The 15831-nt window shown below is 63.6% G+C and carries 20 protein-coding genes and 1 other RNA gene; 7 read left to right on the top strand and 14 right to left on the bottom strand.

The features are described from left to right. Positions 1 to 8 precede the first annotated feature (8 nt). On the bottom strand, positions 9 to 380 hold the full coding sequence (locus tag IT775_RS15405; protein ID WP_212702110.1) for a helix-turn-helix domain-containing protein: 372 nt from the start codon (positions 378 to 380) through the stop codon (positions 9 to 11). Between the two features lie 269 nt (positions 381 to 649). Here IT775_RS15405 and IT775_RS15410 point away from each other — a divergent pair, with 269 nt between their 5' ends. Continuing rightward, positions 650 to 1609: an NADPH:quinone oxidoreductase family protein gene (locus tag IT775_RS15410; RefSeq protein WP_212702111.1), complete on the top strand. Its 960-nt coding sequence runs from the start codon at positions 650 to 652 to the stop codon at positions 1607 to 1609. Between the two features lie 79 nt (positions 1610 to 1688). On the opposite strand, the gene IT775_RS15415 is transcribed toward IT775_RS15410, so the two are convergent. Beyond that, on the bottom strand, positions 1689 to 1982 hold the full coding sequence (locus IT775_RS15415) for an AzlD family protein (protein ID WP_212702112.1): 294 nt from the start codon (positions 1980 to 1982) through the stop codon (positions 1689 to 1691). Then, positions 1975 to 2688 (bottom strand): AzlC family ABC transporter permease, encoded by a 714-nt coding sequence (locus IT775_RS15420; protein ID WP_212702113.1) that lies wholly within the window; start codon positions 2686 to 2688, stop codon positions 1975 to 1977. Before IT775_RS15420 ends, IT775_RS15415 begins: the two co-directional genes overlap by 8 nt. 92 nt (positions 2689 to 2780) lie before the next feature. Here IT775_RS15420 and IT775_RS15425 point away from each other — a divergent pair, with 92 nt between their 5' ends. Beyond that, complete coding sequence (locus IT775_RS15425; protein ID WP_212702114.1) at positions 2781 to 3329, top strand: helix-turn-helix domain-containing protein; 549 nt, start codon at positions 2781 to 2783, stop codon at positions 3327 to 3329. Positions 3330 to 3432: 103 nt separating this feature from the next. On the opposite strand, the gene IT775_RS15430 is transcribed toward IT775_RS15425, so the two are convergent. Further along, positions 3433 to 4305, bottom strand: a complete 873-nt coding sequence (locus IT775_RS15430; protein ID WP_212702115.1) for a LysR family transcriptional regulator — start codon at positions 4303 to 4305, stop codon at positions 3433 to 3435. Positions 4306 to 4429: 124 nt separating this feature from the next. On the opposite strand from IT775_RS15430, the gene IT775_RS15435 reads away from it, so the two are divergent. Together IT775_RS15435 and IT775_RS15440 are read left to right on the top strand one after the other, a co-directional pair. After that, positions 4430 to 4651, top strand: a complete 222-nt coding sequence (locus IT775_RS15435) for a YjiS-like domain-containing protein (RefSeq protein ID WP_246525638.1) — start codon at positions 4430 to 4432, stop codon at positions 4649 to 4651. A 115-nt stretch (positions 4652 to 4766) separates the two neighbouring features. Then, complete coding sequence (locus tag IT775_RS15440) at positions 4767 to 5504, top strand: Bax inhibitor-1/YccA family protein (RefSeq protein WP_212702116.1); 738 nt, start codon at positions 4767 to 4769, stop codon at positions 5502 to 5504. Between the two features lie 307 nt (positions 5505 to 5811). On the opposite strand, the gene IT775_RS15445 is transcribed toward IT775_RS15440, so the two are convergent. From IT775_RS15445 to IT775_RS15485, 9 genes are all read right to left on the bottom strand, one after another. Beyond that, a complete protein-coding gene (locus tag IT775_RS15445; protein WP_212702155.1) occupies positions 5812 to 6444 on the bottom strand; it encodes a VIT1/CCC1 transporter family protein in 633 nt (210 codons plus the stop codon). Between the two features lie 74 nt (positions 6445 to 6518). Beyond that, on the bottom strand, positions 6519 to 6686 hold the full coding sequence (rpmG, locus tag IT775_RS15450; protein WP_007814563.1) for a 50S ribosomal protein L33: 168 nt from the start codon (positions 6684 to 6686) through the stop codon (positions 6519 to 6521). Between the two features lie 159 nt (positions 6687 to 6845). Next, positions 6846 to 7556, bottom strand: coding sequence for a DUF533 domain-containing protein (locus IT775_RS15455; RefSeq protein WP_212702117.1), 711 nt, complete (start codon positions 7554 to 7556; stop codon positions 6846 to 6848). 145 nt (positions 7557 to 7701) lie between these two features. After that, positions 7702 to 8101: RNase P RNA component class A (gene rnpB / locus IT775_RS15460), an RNA gene on the bottom strand. An 11-nt stretch (positions 8102 to 8112) separates the two neighbouring features. Further along, the gene (locus IT775_RS15465) at positions 8113 to 8727 is read right to left on the bottom strand and encodes an N-acetylmuramoyl-L-alanine amidase (protein WP_212702156.1); all 615 of its coding nucleotides are present in this window, start codon (positions 8725 to 8727) and stop codon (positions 8113 to 8115) included. 67 nt (positions 8728 to 8794) lie between these two features. Then, entirely contained in the window at positions 8795 to 9535 is a 741-nt protein-coding gene (locus IT775_RS15470; protein ID WP_212702118.1) for a hypothetical protein, read from the bottom strand. A gap of 34 nt (positions 9536 to 9569) precedes the next feature. Beyond that, on the bottom strand, positions 9570 to 11057 hold the full coding sequence (gene gatA, locus IT775_RS15475) for an Asp-tRNA(Asn)/Glu-tRNA(Gln) amidotransferase subunit GatA (protein WP_212702119.1): 1488 nt from the start codon (positions 11055 to 11057) through the stop codon (positions 9570 to 9572). Next, entirely contained in the window at positions 11057 to 11344 is a 288-nt protein-coding gene (gene gatC / locus IT775_RS15480; RefSeq protein ID WP_212702120.1) for an Asp-tRNA(Asn)/Glu-tRNA(Gln) amidotransferase subunit GatC, read from the bottom strand. Before gatC ends, gatA begins: the two co-directional genes overlap by 1 nt. A 33-nt stretch (positions 11345 to 11377) precedes the next feature. Next, complete coding sequence (locus tag IT775_RS15485; RefSeq protein ID WP_212702121.1) at positions 11378 to 12034, bottom strand: ceramidase domain-containing protein; 657 nt, start codon at positions 12032 to 12034, stop codon at positions 11378 to 11380. A 140-nt stretch (positions 12035 to 12174) separates the two neighbouring features. Here IT775_RS15485 and IT775_RS15490 point away from each other — a divergent pair, with 140 nt between their 5' ends. Beyond that, positions 12175 to 12867 carry a metal-dependent hydrolase gene (locus IT775_RS15490; protein WP_212702122.1) on the top strand — a complete coding sequence of 231 codons (693 nt, stop codon included), beginning with the start codon at positions 12175 to 12177 and terminating at the stop codon, positions 12865 to 12867. Between the two features lie 141 nt (positions 12868 to 13008). Here the strand turns inward: IT775_RS15490 and IT775_RS15495 are convergent, their stop codons facing one another. Beyond that, on the bottom strand, positions 13009 to 13458 hold the full coding sequence (locus IT775_RS15495; RefSeq protein WP_212702123.1) for a nucleoside deaminase: 450 nt from the start codon (positions 13456 to 13458) through the stop codon (positions 13009 to 13011). A gap of 84 nt (positions 13459 to 13542) precedes the next feature. Here IT775_RS15495 and IT775_RS15500 point away from each other — a divergent pair, with 84 nt between their 5' ends. Both IT775_RS15500 and IT775_RS15505 read left to right on the top strand, forming a co-directional pair. Next, on the top strand, positions 13543 to 14532 hold the full coding sequence (locus tag IT775_RS15500; protein WP_212702124.1) for a pseudouridine synthase: 990 nt from the start codon (positions 13543 to 13545) through the stop codon (positions 14530 to 14532). 409 nt (positions 14533 to 14941) lie between these two features. Beyond that, positions 14942 to 15808 carry a 5-bromo-4-chloroindolyl phosphate hydrolysis family protein gene (locus tag IT775_RS15505; protein ID WP_212702125.1) on the top strand — a complete coding sequence of 289 codons (867 nt, stop codon included), beginning with the start codon at positions 14942 to 14944 and terminating at the stop codon, positions 15806 to 15808. Positions 15809 to 15831 lie beyond the last annotated feature (23 nt).

Genomic DNA, 15831 nt, shown 5'->3' on the forward strand with positions numbered 1-15831 from the left:
TGCGGCACTCAAGCCACGTCCGACAGGCAACGCGCCAATTCGAACAGGTGTTTTCGCTGCTGTTCCGGGATCGCGTAGTAACTGCGCACCAGGTCCAGAGCTTCCTTATCCGCAATCAGATCGGACGGGTAAACTTGGGCAACTTCGCCCTCGCCGTCATCTTCCTCGAGACCAGCGAAGAAAAAGCCCACCTCGACATCCAACGCATCGGCGATATCCCACAAGCGGGAAGCGCTGACCCGGTTGGTACCCGTTTCGTATTTCTGAATTTGCTGAAATTTGATTCCGACTTTTTCGGCCAATTGCTGCTGGGTCATGCCGACCAGCCAACGGCGGTGCCGAATGCGTTTGCCAACATGCACATCCACAGGGTGTGCCATAAAGCGACTCCTTCATACCGTTCCAATAACCATACCATACCCGCCCTGTGCTAAGCACAGCCGCATCCCAAGGGGTTGTAAGGCTTATAATTAACATGAACTGTACCCGGATTTGCATTTCAATCAAGGAAAAACACACTCAAAGGGGGAAGTTTTCACCTGAAAACACAATCTTAGCGACAAGCGTTTTCATACACCTTCGAATTGATCAAACCCCATTTGACTTGGGCTTTTGCCTTTCTCATAAGGCCTTTTAACGGAGGACACCGATGAAAGCTTATCACATCCCGGAAACGGGCGCGCAGCCGCAGCTCTGCAATCTTCCCGACCCAATACTCGCAAAAGGCGAATCATTGGTGCGAATCAAAGCCTGCGGTCTGAATTTTGCCGACCTACTTATGATCAAAGGCAAGTATCAGGACACGCCGCAAGCGCCGTTCACCCTCGGACTGGAAATGGCCGGGGTGGTCGAAGCTCTGGGCCCGGATACCGACGGCCCCGCGCCGGGCAGCCGGGTGGCGATCTACAGCGGACAAGGCGGATTGGCGGAACGTGGCGCCTTCCCAGTCGAACGGATGGTGGAAATCCCCGACAGCATGAGCTTTGAAGACGCCGCCGCATTCCAGATCGCCTATGGTACCAGCCACGTGGCGCTGGAACACCGGGCCCGGATGCAGCCCGGCGAAACCCTGCTGGTTCTGGGCGCGGCCGGCGGTGTCGGGCTGACGGCGGTGGAAATCGGCAAACTGATGGGCGCGACGGTGATCGCCTGCGCCCGCGGCGCCGACAAGCTGGAGGCCGCCCGCGCCGCCGGGGCCGATCACCTGATCGATGCCAAAACCCAGGACATCCGCGAAAAAGTCAAGGCGCTTGGCGGCGCCGATGTGGTCTATGACCCGGTCGGCGGCGAACAGTGGCAGGCGGCGTTCCGCGCCTGCAAGCCCGAGGCACGGCTGATCCCCATCGGGTTCGCCAGCGGCGAGGTGCCGCAAATCCCGGCCAATCACCTGCTGGTCAAGAACCTCACGGTGCTGGGGCTCTATTGGGGCGGTTACCTGAAATTCCGCCCCGACGTGTTGACCGACAGCATGAAGACGCTGCTCAAATGGTATGACGAGGGCAAGCTGAAACCCCATGTCAGCCATGTCCTGCCGCTCGACCGGGCCGATGAGGGGCTGGAATTGCTGCGGACCCGGCAATCGACAGGCAAGGTGGTGATCACGCCATAGGCCGGGGACCTAGGAGGGTGGGAACTCCATCGGAAACACCGAAGGGCGGCAATGAGCCCATTGCCGCCGTTTAAGTCAGTCAGATGAGACCGCGCAGCAACCAGACCGCACTGACCCCGGCCAACATGGTCAACGGCAGGCTTCGCGATAAGAGAGCGGCGGCGAGCGACAACACTGCCGCCCCCCATTCGGCGGGACCCGCCTGCGCGAGGATCACAGCCAGAAGAGCCGCAATCAGGCATCCCGGCAGGGCTTGCAGCGCGCGCGCCCATGGGCCGCTCGACGGAATCCTCGCTCCGAGCAGGTAGCCTCCGAACCGCATTGCGAAGGTGCCAAACGCCAGCCCCACGATGACCACCAGATGTTCACCCATCGTGTTGTATCCCGGCAAACCCGGCTCCCGACACGGCGCCGACGATCAGACCCCAGGATGGATCCAGCGGCAGCAGAAGCGCACAGGCCGCCGCGATCGTCGCCGAAATGATCCATGGTTGCAGGCTTTGCCGTCCTTTCCAAAGACTTGTTAGAAGCAGGATGAATGCAGCGGCAAAGGCGAAATCCATGCCGCTTCCCGCCAGATCCGGCAGGGATCGCGCGAAAGCGGCCCCAAGCGCCGTCGAGACGATCCAGATTGCGATCAGGCTGGTTCCGCCGCCGACGAGGTACCAGTATCCGGCGCGCTGCCCCTTGTTTCGGGTCGCATGCATCAGAATCCAGTTCTCGTCCGATGTCAGGTGGACGCCCAGCATGATTTGCCAGAGCGGCCGACCACTCAGTTCGCCGCGCAGCGATGCTGTCATCAGCAGGATGCGCAAGTTGAGCGCCAGCCCAGCGATCACCGCCAACACCGCCCCCGCGCCTGCGGCCAGCCGCTCCACGGCGACGATTTGAGCCGAGCCGGCGAAAACCAGTGCCCCCATGAATCCGGTGGACAGCGCTCCCATCCCCTGCCCCGCAGCCAACAGCCCGAAGACAAGACCATAAACGGCTACGCCGATCGACAAAGGAGTGATGTCTCGCAGACCGTGCCGGAACTCTCGGGGGGCATCCGCTGCAGGGCTCTGAAACTCATCTGACATGTTGAAAAACCTATTATAATGAATTCAGTTCGCCATAATGAACAATAAAAAATCGTTCGTCAAATCGAACAGACAATTGATATAACGAACACATGTCACCAAATATCATCATCGCCGCCGCCATCCGCCGAGAGAGAGAGCTTGCGCAGCTCACCCTTTCGGCATTGGCCGAGAAAGCGCAGCTCGCGAAGTCCACTCTGTCACAGCTTGAGGCCGGCAAGGGGAACCCGAATGTCGAAACCCTCTGGGCGATTGCCAATGCACTGAACATTCCGTTCAGTTCGCTTTTCGAGAGCGCGTCGTCCCACAGCGCGCTAATTCGCGCCTCCGAGGGCGTCAGCCTCTCTTCAGAGCAGTCGGATTTTACGACGGTGCTTCTGGACAAGTGTCCACCAGACCGGCGACGCGATCTTTACCGTATCATGTTGAAACCGGGATCGGTCCGGCAGTCTGAGCCGCATCCGCGTGGAACAGTCGAACATGCCTTCTTGTGCTGCGGGCGGTTGCGGCTGGGACCGATCGATGACGTTGCCGAAATAGGACCGGGAGACTACTACCGATATTCCAGCGATGTCGCACATTCCTATGAAGCATTGGCTGAAGACACCCTGCTTCTGCTCGTCATGGACAGCCCGCGCTAGCCAAGACGGTTTCCCGAAAGCGCGCTTCGTCCGCACGGCTGACATTACTGAAGGGCATAGTTCGGGCGCCGAACCTGCTATTTCTAGGCCGACATAAACCCAATCACGCCCTGATCTGTTCGACCTGGCGCAGCGGCTGATACCCGGCGCGTATCATCGCGGCGAGCCGCTGGACCGGTTCGCTCAGCCGCCGACCGGCGGTGTACATGTTGATCAGGTAGACCCCCAGATCGGGCAGGTCGGTGCCATCGAGTTCGCAGAGCTGCGGCGGCGCGGTGCCTTCCAGCATGGTGCAAACCGCCAGATCGGCGCTGACCGTGGCCTCGATGGTGCGGTCGCTGTCGGTATCCACGACCGAAGTCCAGGACACGCCGGCGTCGTCCAGCGTGGAAATCAGATCGGGCCGAAAGGCGCAAACACGCCCCTGCGCGATGCGCAGCGGCCGCTGCTTCCACACCTGTGCCCCGGGCGCCCCGACCCAGCGAAGCGGGATTTCGTTCAGCGTCTCGCCGCCCTCGTCCAGCTTGCCCTCGGTGGTCAGGATCACGTCCAGTTCACCGCGGGCGAACATATCCTTCAGCTTGTTGGTATGGCTGGCGTTCAGCTGCACCCGCATCCGCGGCATTTCGGCGGCAAAGCGCTGCAGCACCCGCGGGATCACCGGGTAAACGATGTCATGCGGCACGCCGAGCTGGATTTCACCGGCATATTCCTTGTGGGTCAGCCGCGCGAAGGCTTCGTCGTTCAGATCGACCATCTTGCGGGCATAGCTGAGCAGCTGTTCCCCCGACGCGGTCAGCCTGACGCTGCGCCCGGAGCGGTCGATCAGCGACAGGTCCAGCAATTCCTCAAGCCGTTTCAGCTGCATCGACACCGCCGACTGGGTCAGGTTCAAAAACCCCGCGGCGCGGGTCACGCCCCCCAGTTCCGCGACGGCAACGAAAGAGCGCAACGTGGTGACATCGAGATTCCGCATTCATCACAATCCTTGATACATATGCAAGCAAACATTCGTTTTAAAAATGATACACGCCCAACCATATACATCAACAGAAATGATGCAAGACACATAACAAATCACGATTGAGAAAGGATATCACATGTCCACCATGATCAATTCCAAGGCAAACTGCCGGCCCCTCCGCCCTGCCAGACAGTCGTTTTTCACCCGCCTCGCCAACGCCCTGGAACTGCGGCGCCAGCGCAGCGCGCTGCGCGACCTGGATGACAAGATGCTTGACGATCTGGGCCTGACCCGAAGCCAGGTGGAAACCGAAGCGCGCCGCCCGGTCTGGGATGCACCGGCAAACTGGCTGAAATAAACGCGAAAAAGCGTAAAAAGCATGGCCCGGGAAACTTGAAAAACATCCCAAGCTTACCGATATTCACTATAAGCCCCCTTTCAGGGGCAACACAGTTTACCAATCGGAGGCTTTTATGGCTGAATTCAACACGATCCGGACCGCAGCGGGCGCCCGCGCGACCCAGATTGATGAGGGTCTGCGCGCCCATATGAACAAGGTGTACGGCACGATGTCGATCGGCCTGCTGCTGACATTCGCAGTGGCATGGGCCGTCGGCACCTCGCCCGACCTGCTGGGCATCCTGCGCGATCCGATGACACTGAGACCCAATATTCTGGGTTATATCGTCATGTTCGCCCCGCTGATCATGGTTTTCGCCTTCGGGGCCGCTCTGAACCGGCTGTCGGCGGCGGGCGCCCAGACCTTCTTCTACGTCTTCGCGGCGGTAATGGGGCTCAGCCTGAGCTGGATTTTCGTCGCCTTCACCGGCTTCTCGATCGCCCAGGTGTTCCTGGTGACCTCGATTTCCTTCGCTGGCCTGTCGCTGTGGGGCTACACCACCAAGAAGGACATCTCGGGTTGGGGATCGTTCCTGATCATGGGCCTGATCGGCATCATCGTGGCGTCGATCATCAACCTCTTCCTGGGTTCGCCCGCGATCATGTTCGCGATCTCGATCATCGGGGTTCTGATCTTCGCCGGTCTGACCGCCTATGACACCCAGAAAATCAAGACCACCTACCTGCAGCACGCCCATAGCGGCGACAGCGAATGGCTGGGCAAGGCGGCGATCATGGGTGCGCTGAACCTGTATCTGGACTTCATCAACCTGTTCATGATGCTGCTGCAACTGCTGGGCAACCGCGAATAAGCACAGCCCTGTTCGAACACCAAAGGCCGGTCGAAAGACCGGCCTTTTTTCTTGCCCTATTCGAACTCCACGGGGCTTTGCGGGCTGCGGGCGACATGCAGGGTGAAAGCGTCGGGCCACGCATATCGGCCTTGCCCGGGTCCGCCCCCCCGCCCCGCTGTTTCCACGATCAGCCCGATCGCCCGCGCCGTCGATTTTTCAAGCTACAGATGGACCGGTGGCAACTGAGCGCCGGGACGGTTCCCCCTGTCCCATGTCGGGACAGGGCACCACAGATCCGCCCGCTGCCGGAAATTTCAGCGTCGGCTCAGATCGCCGCGTCGAACAACAGACCGACCAGGAAGGTCACGCCCATCGCCAGGCCGCCCCAGAACATCACCCGGGCGATGCCGCGACCGATCGGCGCGCCGCCAAGCAGCGCACCGGTGCCGCCCAGCAGGATCAGCGCCAGCATGGTGATCACCGCGATCAGCGTCACACCGGTTCCCTGCGGCGCGATCACCGCCCCGGCCAGCGGCACGACCCCGCCCACGGCAAAGGCCAGCGCCGAGGCGAACGCCACCTCCAGCGGATTGGAACTGGCCAGTTCGGTCAGCCCCAGTTCTTCGCGGGCATGGGCGTCCAGCGCGTCATGCTCCGTCATTTCATGCGCCACCCGCAGCGCCAGTTCCGGCGACACGCCGCGCGCCTCCAGACCTTCGGCGAGTTCGGTCAATTCGTATTCCGGGTCATCCTCCAGCGCCTGCCGTTCGCGCGCCAGATCGGCGTTTTCGGTATCGGACTGGGCCGAAACGGACACGTATTCCCCCGCCGCCATCGAAAAGGCCAAGGCGGTCAACCCCGCCAACCCGGTCAGCAGCATGGCAGGCCGGTCCATCCCGGCAGCCAACACCCCGACCAGCAGGCTGGCGGTTGACACGATTCCGTCATTCGCCCCCAGACGGCCACCGGTATAAAAAAACGCCGCGCGGCCTTGGGCTGCGCGGCGCTTTTATCATCCGGGCGGGCAGGATCTTACTTGATCTTGCCTTCCTTGTATTCGACGTGCTTGCGCACAACCGGGTCGTACTTACGCACAACCATTTTTTCGGTCATGGTGCGGGCATTCTTCTTGGTCACGTAGAAGTGGCCCGTGCCAGCGGTCGAGTTCAGACGGATTTTGATCGTCGTCGGCTTCGCCATTGTTATATCTCCAGTCTCGTTCGAAACGGGTCAGTCGGGCCGCCCCGTGGAAATCCTTGAAGCCCGCCTTGTAAGCGTTCCGCGCCCCGAGTCAACAGCTATTTGACGTTCAGGCGACAACGAGTCGGTTTCCGCCGCCCCGCCCTTCGGTCCTGCCGATCAGAGCGGCGCCTTATCCATCGTTTCGTGGATTTCCGCCACCTTTTCATCGGACAGCTGGAGCGCCGACGCCAATTGCCGCAGATAGGCCTTTTCCGCCTCGGTATTGACCGTGATCGGGGTCAGGGCCGCGGCATAGATCTGCGACCGGGCGGTCGTGCCCGCATCCTGCACCAGCGCGTTCACATCGACGGGCGCGTCCAGCGCCGCCTCGACGAAGGCGATTTCTTCCTCAGAGGCATCCGACAGGTGATCCAGGATGACCTTGCGTTCCTCCGCGTCGATTTCGCCATCGGCCTTGGCCGACTGGATCATCGTGCGGATCATCAGGCGGGCGTTTTCCTCGCTCGCGGCCCCGAGAGGCGTGCCCGCGGTCAGGTGGCTGTAAAGCTCGCTTAGCCCGCCGGTGCCGGTGGCCGCCGCCGTCGTCATCATCTTCATCATGTTGTCCAGCCCCGCCTCCGTGGCCTCGGTCGTGTCGGCAGCCTGATTGCCGAACTTCGACATCATGTCGATGACGGCTTTCTTGCCCCCTGGCAGCCCCATCTTCTCGGCCATGTCGCCCAGTGTTCCGGCGAGACCTTCTTCATCTCCGGCCTTGCGCATGGCGTCCTTGACGCCTTTCATGCCGCCCATTTTGCGGTACTTGTCGACCCCGCGCGCGGCGGCGAACCCAATGGTCAGTGCGGCAAGCGTTTGAACGAAACTCATCCCTGAATCCCCCTTGTTGGAAATACACTCATTGTGGGCGGGAATCGGCTTCCCACCAATAGCGGATTTGCCACACTGGATTTCCCGGGGTCCGTTTCGACGGTCACCGGCGGGGCTGCATTCGGGATTTCAGGATCAGGACATAACGCGCGGAGGGCCTGTAAGCCGGATTCTGTCATAGGCGGAGTGAACCGCCCGAGATGACCATTCCTCTGAACGGACCGTTACCGGCCCGCCTACAGCTGCCAACCCGGGCCTCTGGGTCAAGGCAGACCCTGCGGTGATATCCGGCGGACCGGATCATGCCCGCGCGAGGCCCCTATTCGGCATTGCTCCGGGTGGGGCTTGCCGTGCCGGTCCTGTTGCCAGTCCCGCGGTGGGCTCTTACCCCACCGTTTCACCCTAGCCCCCGCGAACGGGGGTGGTCTGTTTTCTGTGGCGCTTTCCCTGGGGTTGCCCCCGCCGGGCGTTACCCGGCACCCTTGCCTTGTGGAGTCCGGACTTTCCTCCCGGGCCTGAGCCCAAGCGGCCATCCGGCCCTCCGCGCACTGCTGATCTAGGTATTCGGCGCGGCCGGGTCAACCGGGAAGCGCGCCGCCAGGGCGGCCATCATCGCCCGGTCGGTATCGTCAAGCGCGCCCGCCGCGCGCGGACGGAACCGGTCGCGGAAGGCCTGCAGCACCGCCGCCTCGCCGAAATCTCCGATCGCATAGCCGAACCGCGCCGCAGCGCGGGCGAAATCCCCCGGGGCCGCAGGATCGGGCCAGACCGACAATCCCTGCGCCGCCAGCCGGCGCCAGTCGAATCGCGGCCCCGGATCGCATTTGCGTTCCGGCGCCATGTCGGAATGGCCGATGACGCGTTCCGGCGGGATTGCCCAGCGGACCATGACATCGCCCAGCAACGCCTCAAGCACCGCCATCTGCGGTTCGGAAAACGGATGGGTGCCCAGATTGGCCAGTTCGACCCCGATCGAACGGGAATTGATGTCGCTCACGCCGCCCCACTGCCCGGCCCCGGCATGCCAGGCGCGCATGTCCTCGTCCACCAGTTGCCAGACCTGCCCCCGTTCCCCGATCAGGTAATGCGCCGATACCTCGGCCTGCGGGTCGCACAACCGGTCCAGCGCCGCCTCGGCGCTGACCATCGCGGTGTAATGCAGCACGACCATATCGGGCCTCGCGCCTTCGCGGCGCGGCCCGAAATTCGGGGAAGGATACGGGATCGGCGCGGCGGCGTCAGCCACCGTTCACCTTGCGGAACGGCGCCGGGTCCCAGGCGCAGGCGAAACCGTCCCCATCCGGATCGATGCCCATGCGATCTTTCTGCGGTCCGCCCTTGGCAAGGAAATCGGACTGCGCCTGATCGGGCGACGCGTAGCGGGCGCAGTTGCGCTGCGCACGGGCTTCGCTGGCGATGATGCGCTTATACATTTGCTGCCCGACAGCATTCGAGCTGTTGAGCGCATAGCTGACGATATTCGGGCCCTCGCGGCCGGTGCGCTTGGGCAGCGCGGTGGGCTGCACCACCTGATATTGCGCCTTGTTCTGTTCGATCCGCTGCGCGTCGCTTTCGATCGTGCGCAACGCCGAGACATCTTCGAAATCGTTTTCCCTGGAAATCCCGGACGGCGCCAGCGCGACCTGCGGCGCCGGGGTCGCCGGATCGGCCTGAAGCGAGGTTTCCCCCGAATTCAGTGCCGCCGCAGTTTCCGCCGCCAGCCGCTCGGCTTCGGTTTCCGGCAGGGTGGAGGCCACTGTGCTCAGCGGCCCCTGCATGTCCGTCGCCGCCGCGGATTGTTCCTGCGATACCGCCAGCGGGTCGACCAGTGGCTGACCGGCCAGCTGCGCGTCCCGCTGGGCCTGCGCCTGCTGGTAGTCGTCATAGTTCTTGAACCCGACCCCGACACCGCTGTCGGGGATCGTCGCATCGCAGGCCGCCAGCGCCAGCATTGCCAGAGATGGGATCACGTACCGCATGTCGAACACCTGCTCGTGGTTGTTTAACGCAGACTTACCACCATTCGCCGGGTTTTGCCACAAAGCCCGCGGCGGTCTCCAGCGCGTAGGCGGTATTCAGCAGATCGCCCTCTTCCCAGGGACGGCCGATCAGCTGCAGCCCCAGCGGCAGTCCCTGCTGGTCCAGCCCCGTCGGCACGCTGATCCCCGGCAGGCCTGCCAGGTTCACCGTGACGGTGAAAACGTCGTTGAGATACATCTGCACCGGATCGGCTTCGTTCATTTCGCCCAGACCGAAGGCAGCCGAAGGCGTCGCCGGGGTCAGGATCGCGTCGATCCCGGCGGCGAAGACATCGTCGAAGTCCTTCTTGATCAGCGCGCGTACCTTGCGGGCGCGGTTGTAATAGGCGTCATAGAAACCGGCCGACAAAACGTAGGTGCCGACCATGACCCGGCGCTGCACTTCGTGGCCGAAGCCCTCGGCGCGGGTCTTCTCATACATCTCGTTGATGCCGTCGCCCGCCTCCAGCATGGCACGGTGGCCGTAGCGCACGCCGTCATAGCGCGCCAGGTTCGACGACGCCTCGGCGGGCGCGATCACGTAATAGGCGGGCAGCGCGTATTTGGTGTGCGGCAGCGAGATATCGACGATCTCGGCGCCGGCATCCTTCAGCATGGCGCGGCCATCGGCCCACAGCTGATCGATTTCGGCGGGCATGCCGTCCATGCGGTATTCCTTCGGGATACCGATCTTCTTGCCCTTGATGTCACCGGTCAGCATCGCTTCGAAATCCGGCACCGGGATGTCGGCGCTGGTCGAATCCTTGGCATCGTGGCCGCACATGGCTTCCAGCATGATCGCCGCGTCGCGCACCGATTTGGTCATCGGCCCGGCCTGATCGAGCGACGAGGCGAAGGCGACAACGCCCCACCGCGAACAGCGGCCATAGGTCGGCTTGATGCCGACGGTGCCGGTGAAGGCGGCGGGCTGGCGGATCGACCCGCCGGTATCTGTGCCAGTCGCGGCCAGGCACAGATCGGCCGCAACGGCCGACGCGGACCCGCCCGAGGACCCGCCCGGGGTCAGCGCGGTGTCGTCATTGCCGCGGCGCCACGGGTTGACCGCGTTGCCATAGCACGAGGTTTCGTTCGACGACCCCATCGCGAATTCGTCCATGTTCAGCTTGCCCAGCATCACCGACCCGGCCTCGAACAGGTTCGAGGTCACGGTCGATTCGTATTCCGGGGTGAAGCCTTCGAGGATGCGGCTGGCGGCCTGGCTCGGCACGCCCTTGGTGCAGAACAGGTCCTTGATGCCCACCGGCAGACCACACATCGAGGGCGCGTCGCCCGCGGCCAGACGCGCGTCGGCGGCCTTGGCCTGTTCCAGCGCGATTTCCGGCGTCTTGTGCACGAAGGCGTTCAGCGCATCGGCCTTGTCGATGGCGCTCAGGCAGGCTTCGGTCAGCTCGACAGAGGTGACATCCTTTGCCCGCAGCTTGTCGCGGGCCTCGGCCAGGGTGAGTTTGTTCAGGTCAGTCATTATTCCACCACCTTCGGAACCGCGAAAAAGCCTTCGCGCGCATCGGGCGCGTTGCTGAGGATCTTGTCCTGCATGTTGCCGTCGGTCACGACGTCTTCGCGCCGCTTCAGCCGCATCGGCGTGACCGAGGTCATCGGTTCGACGCCCTCGACATCCACTTCATTCAATTGCTCGATGAAGCCGAGGATGGTGTTGAATTCGTTGGCCAGCGCCGGCAGCGCGTCTTCTTCCACCTTGATCCGGGCAAGATGCGCCACCTTGGCGGCGGTTTTGGTGTCGATCGACATCAGCAGATCTCCGTTATCCAGTTGCAACAGCGTTTAGCGCCGTGACGTCGGCTCCGCAAGCATATGGCGGCGATAGGTTTCGATCATCCAGCCCAGCATCGTGGCGTTGAGCAGATGCCAGACGAAATGGGTCCCCAAAGGCCAGACCGCGCAAAGCGGATCGTCGAGACTGCGAAAAAGGATCGAGACACAAAGGATCGCCGCCCCGATCCCAAGCCTCCGGGCGGTTTGCGGGGCGCGATGGCGCAGCAGAACCGCGTAGATCGCGATCAGCAGCGGCACCGGCGCATAGCCCGCCGACGCCCCCAGTCCCGGCAGCAGCCGGAACAGCGGCACCGTGACGGCGGCGAAGGGAAAGAACAGCAGCATCACGGCGAAGGCCCGGCCCTGCGGCATTCGCCAGAAATCCCGGTTGGCGGCGAAGATGTAGATCAGAACGAACACGAGGATCGGCACGCTGTCGGCCACCCCGGCCCAAACCTGCGCATGGGTGTGAAACAGCCACGACCCGACCCCGATCACCGCCAGCACGACGGTCAGCGCCCGCGCCAGCGGCAATCCCCTGACCCGCGACCACAGGAGCGCCGCCGCGACAACAAAACCCAGGTTGGTCAACGCGTTGATCGGCTCGGCCCAGTATTCCGTCCCGACCCGTTCGCAATAGCTGTCCACCGCCCGGAACCAATCCATGCCCGTTCCTTCTTCTTGCCCCAACGCCTTGTTACAGATGCTAGCGCCGGAAACGGCCCGCCCCGCCACGGGCGAAATCGCTGCTGGCGGATCATGCGCCCCGTGCTAGGCTTCGCACCAAGACACATAGGAGGAGTATCATGAAAATCATCTGGCTTGGCCATTCCGGCTTCCGCATCGAAATCGGCGATCAGGTGCTGCTGGTCGATCCGTGGCTGACCGGCAACCCGATGTTCCCCGAAGACAGCCGCGCCGCCGCGATCGCAGGCGCCACCGCGATTCTGGTCAGCCACGGCCATGGCGACCATTCCGCCGACGCGCTGGCGATATCGAAGGAGCTCGATATCCCCGTGCTCGGCATCTACGACCTGATGAGCTTCTGGGAAGCCAGCGAAGGCGCCAAGGTCATCGGTTTCAACAAGGGCGGCACGGTGCGCGTGGGCGATGTCGCGGTGACCATGGTGAATGCGGTGCATTCGTCGTCGATTGGCGGCAAGGACGGGCCGGTCTATGCCGGCACCGAGTCGGGCTTCATGATCGCGGGCGAAGGTCACACGATCTATTTCACCGGCGATACCGACGTGATGGCGGACATGAAGGTGTTCAACGACCTGCACGCGCCCGATATCGGGATTCTGTGCGCCGGCGGGCATTTCACCATGGACATGAAACGGGCGGCCTATGCCGCAAAGACCTTCTTCGACTTCAAGACGGTGATCCCCTGCCATTACCGCACCTTCCCGTTGCTGGAACAATCGGCCGAGGCGCTGAAGGACGCGCTTGCCGGCGTCGACGTGATCGAGCCGCAGGTAATGGAAGCGATCACGGTTTAAGGCGCTGCCCCCGGCGAGGAGGGATGGGGGCGCTGCCCCCGCCGCGGCAAGCCGCGACTCCCCCGGGATATTTGAGAAAAGAAGAAGGGCGTGGTCAGGACACGGTACGACAGGACGGTACCTGCTGCCGCAAGGACCGCCTCACCGCCGCCCGGCGAAGAACGCTTTCAGCAGATCCTCGGACGGCTTGGCGTCGATATGATCGTACACCTCGGGCACGTGGTGGCATTGCGGATGGCTGAAAATGCGCGCGCCATGCGCCACGCCGCCGCTTTTCGGGTCCGCCGCGCCATAGTAAAGCCGCGCGATCCGAGCGGCGGAAATCGCGGTAGCGCACATCGGACAGGGTTCCAGCGTCACGTAGAGGTCGTGCCCGGGCAGCCTTTCGCTGCCCAGGGCGGCGCAGGCGGCGCGGATCGCAAGGATCTCGGCATGCGCGGTGGGGTCGTTCAATTCGCGCGTACGGTTGCCCGCCCGCGCCGCCACGGTGCCGTCGGGGGCCACGATCACCGCGCCCACCGGCACCTCGCCGCGGTCGCCCGCCGCGCGCGCTTCGTCCAGCGCGATCTGCATGTAGCTGCGAAAAACCATGCTCTTCCTTGCCCTGCGATCAGCGCTTTCGCAATGGCGAAATTTGCGCTAAGCCTCGGCCCTCCAAACCCAAAAGGTTCCCCCATGCCCGAAACACCCGCAGGAGAACGCATCGCCAAGGTCATCGCCCGCGCAGGGCTGGCCAGCCGCCGCGAGGCCGAGAAGCTGATCGAAGCCGGGCGGGTGAGCGTCAACGGCAAGAAGATCGACAGCCCGGCGCTGAACGTCACCCCCACCGACAAGGTGGTGGTGGACGGCAAGCCGCTGGAGGCGCCGGAACCGGCGCGCATCTGGCTCTATCACAAGCCCACCGGACTGGTGACCACGCATAAGGATGAACAGGGCCGCCCGACGATCTATGACAACCTGCCCGAGGACATGCCCCGGGTGATGAGCATCGGCCGGCTCGACCTCAATTCCGAAGGCTTGCTGCTGCTGACCAACGATGGCGCGGTGAAGCGGCAGCTGGAACTGCCCTCGACCGGCTGGCTGCGCAAATACCGGGTGCGGGTGAAGGGCGCGGTGAAGGACGAGATGCTGGAACCGCTGCGCCAGGGCATCACCGTCGAGGGCGAGAGGTTCCAGCCGATGATCGTCAGCTTCGACCGGCAGCAGGGCGCCAACGCCTGGCTGACCGTGGGGCTGCGCGAGGGCAAGAACCGTGAAATCCGCCGCGCGATGGAGGCCATCGGCCTGACGGTGAACCGGCTGATCCGGGTGTCCTACGGGCCGTTCCAGCTGGGCCAGCTGAAATCGGGCGAGGTCGAGGAACTGCGCCGCAAGGTGATACGCGATCAATTGGGGCTGGACGGCGAGGAAACGCCGCGCGGCCGCGGCCCGCAGGTCCGGCGCAAGCCGGACGACAAGCGCGGCCCGGAAGGCAAGCGCAAGCGCAGCCCGACGGACAAGCGCGGGACGGAAGGCACACGCGGGCTGGCAGGCAAGCGTGGACCGGCCCCGGAAGGCAAGCGCGGCCCGGCAGGCAAGCGCGGCCCCGGGGACAAGCGCGGTCCGGCGGACCGGCCGAAACCGCCGCGCGGCGGCAAGCCGGGCGGACCGGCACGCAAACGCTGACGACACGAACCGGGCGAAAGCCGGGCCAGCGCCAGTCCGCGGGGTGGCGCCGCATACCTCTCAGCATGGCAGTTTATACCGGCCGCCTATGTGCTCCCCATCAGTCACAGGACAAGCCGAACCAAAGCGCCAGCCCGTCAGGGCGGACCGGCGCTGGCCCGGTGGCCTGCGTGCTTGTTCCGGGCCGGGGTTCCTGTTGAACCGGGCCTTCCCTCCCCCTACCCCCGCGCCAGCCCGCGCTGGCGCAATTGCCGCGATCTTCCCCCTAGCCATTCCGCCCCTGCCCGCTTACGGTTCCCAACAGGTATTCTTCACGCGAGGCCCCGATGTCTGGCACCGGATTGCAAAAACTGGCCTTTCTCCTGCTTGTCATACTGACCCTCTATGTGGTCCTCGCAGGAGGCGCGTGATGGCACAACGCTATGGCGGCAAATTCAGCCCCGAGGGCAAACCGGTCAAAGGCGCCTATCGCGGCGCCAAACGCACCCGCGTGGGCGGACGCGTCAACCTTCTGTTCATCATCCCGCTGCCGCTGATCTGGAAGGCCTTCACCTCCGACCCGGTCGGCATGGCGCAATATCTGGTCGCGCTCGGCGCGCTGATCCTCGCCGCCTGGCTGACCCGCGAGGGGCTGCTGGCGCAGGAGGCCTACGAGGCGCGCAAGGTGGCCCGCCGCCCCGCCCTGCCGCGCAAGATCGTCGGATCGATCCTCACCGGGCTGGGGCTGGGGATTGCCGGGTTTGCCGGTTTCGGCGTAATCGAGGCGGCGATCTTCGCGGTGCTGGGCGCGGCGCTGCATGCGATGGCCTTCGGAATCGACCCGCTGAAGGACAAGGGAATGGACGGCGTCGACACCTTCCAGACCGACCGCGTCGCCCGCGCGGTGGACGAAGCGGAAAAGCACCTGACCGCGATGACCGAGGCGATGAAACGCGCCGGCGACCGGCAGATGATGGTGCGGCTGGAAGCCTTTCAGGCCACCGCCCGCGACCTGTTCCGCACCGTCGAGGAGGACCCGCGCGACCTGACGGCGGCGCGCAAGTACCTGTCGGTCTATCTGATGGGCGCGCGCGACGCGACGGTGAAGTTCGCCGATATCTACGGCCGGTCGCATGACGAGAAGGCCAAGGCCGATTACGCGGCGCTACTTGACGATCTTGAGCAGAACTTCGCCGCCCGCACGCAAAAGATGTTGCTGGATGACCGCAGCGATCTGAATATCGAGATAGAGGTGCTGCGCGACCGGCTGAAACGGGAAGGTATTAGGGCGGGCTGACCGCCGCAAGCCATTGTATTCAA

This window comes from Thalassovita aquimarina (assembly GCF_018219815.1).
Lineage (GTDB): Bacteria > Pseudomonadota > Alphaproteobacteria > Rhodobacterales > Rhodobacteraceae > Thalassobius > Thalassobius aquimarinus.

Excerpts from the sequence above, each read along its gene's own strand:
- IT775_RS15410 (WP_212702111.1), top strand. The coding sequence starts at position 650 with ATGAAAGCTTATCACATCCCGGAAACGGGCGCGCAGCCGCAGCTCTGC.
- gatC (WP_212702120.1), bottom strand. The coding sequence starts at position 11,344 with ATGTCGATCGACACCAAAACCGCCGCCAAGGTGGCGCATCTTGCCCGG.
- rpmG (WP_007814563.1), bottom strand. The coding sequence starts at position 6,686 with ATGGCGAAGCCGACGACGATCAAAATCCGTCTGAACTCGACCGCTGGC.
- IT775_RS15425 (WP_212702114.1), top strand. The coding sequence starts at position 2,781 with ATGTCACCAAATATCATCATCGCCGCCGCCATCCGCCGAGAGAGAGAG.
- IT775_RS15490 (WP_212702122.1), top strand. The coding sequence starts at position 12,175 with ATGAAAATCATCTGGCTTGGCCATTCCGGCTTCCGCATCGAAATCGGC.
- IT775_RS15430 (WP_212702115.1), bottom strand. The coding sequence starts at position 4,305 with ATGCGGAATCTCGATGTCACCACGTTGCGCTCTTTCGTTGCCGTCGCG.
- IT775_RS15420 (WP_212702113.1), bottom strand. The coding sequence starts at position 2,688 with ATGTCAGATGAGTTTCAGAGCCCTGCAGCGGATGCCCCCCGAGAGTTC.
- IT775_RS15415 (WP_212702112.1), bottom strand. The coding sequence starts at position 1,982 with ATGGGTGAACATCTGGTGGTCATCGTGGGGCTGGCGTTTGGCACCTTC.
- IT775_RS15485 (WP_212702121.1), bottom strand. The coding sequence starts at position 12,034 with ATGGATTGGTTCCGGGCGGTGGACAGCTATTGCGAACGGGTCGGGACG.
- IT775_RS15505 (WP_212702125.1), top strand. The coding sequence starts at position 14,942 with ATGGCACAACGCTATGGCGGCAAATTCAGCCCCGAGGGCAAACCGGTC.
- IT775_RS15405 (WP_212702110.1), bottom strand. The coding sequence starts at position 380 with ATGGCACACCCTGTGGATGTGCATGTTGGCAAACGCATTCGGCACCGC.
- IT775_RS15495 (WP_212702123.1), bottom strand. The coding sequence starts at position 13,458 with ATGGTTTTTCGCAGCTACATGCAGATCGCGCTGGACGAAGCGCGCGCG.
- gatA (WP_212702119.1), bottom strand. The coding sequence starts at position 11,057 with ATGACTGACCTGAACAAACTCACCCTGGCCGAGGCCCGCGACAAGCTG.
- IT775_RS15455 (WP_212702117.1), bottom strand. The coding sequence starts at position 7,556 with ATGAGTTTCGTTCAAACGCTTGCCGCACTGACCATTGGGTTCGCCGCC.
- IT775_RS15440 (WP_212702116.1), top strand. The coding sequence starts at position 4,767 with ATGGCTGAATTCAACACGATCCGGACCGCAGCGGGCGCCCGCGCGACC.
- IT775_RS15435 (WP_246525638.1), top strand. The coding sequence starts at position 4,430 with ATGTCCACCATGATCAATTCCAAGGCAAACTGCCGGCCCCTCCGCCCT.
- IT775_RS15500 (WP_212702124.1), top strand. The coding sequence starts at position 13,543 with ATGCCCGAAACACCCGCAGGAGAACGCATCGCCAAGGTCATCGCCCGC.
- IT775_RS15465 (WP_212702156.1), bottom strand. The coding sequence starts at position 8,727 with ATGGTCGTGCTGCATTACACCGCGATGGTCAGCGCCGAGGCGGCGCTG.
- IT775_RS15470 (WP_212702118.1), bottom strand. The coding sequence starts at position 9,535 with ATGCGGTACGTGATCCCATCTCTGGCAATGCTGGCGCTGGCGGCCTGC.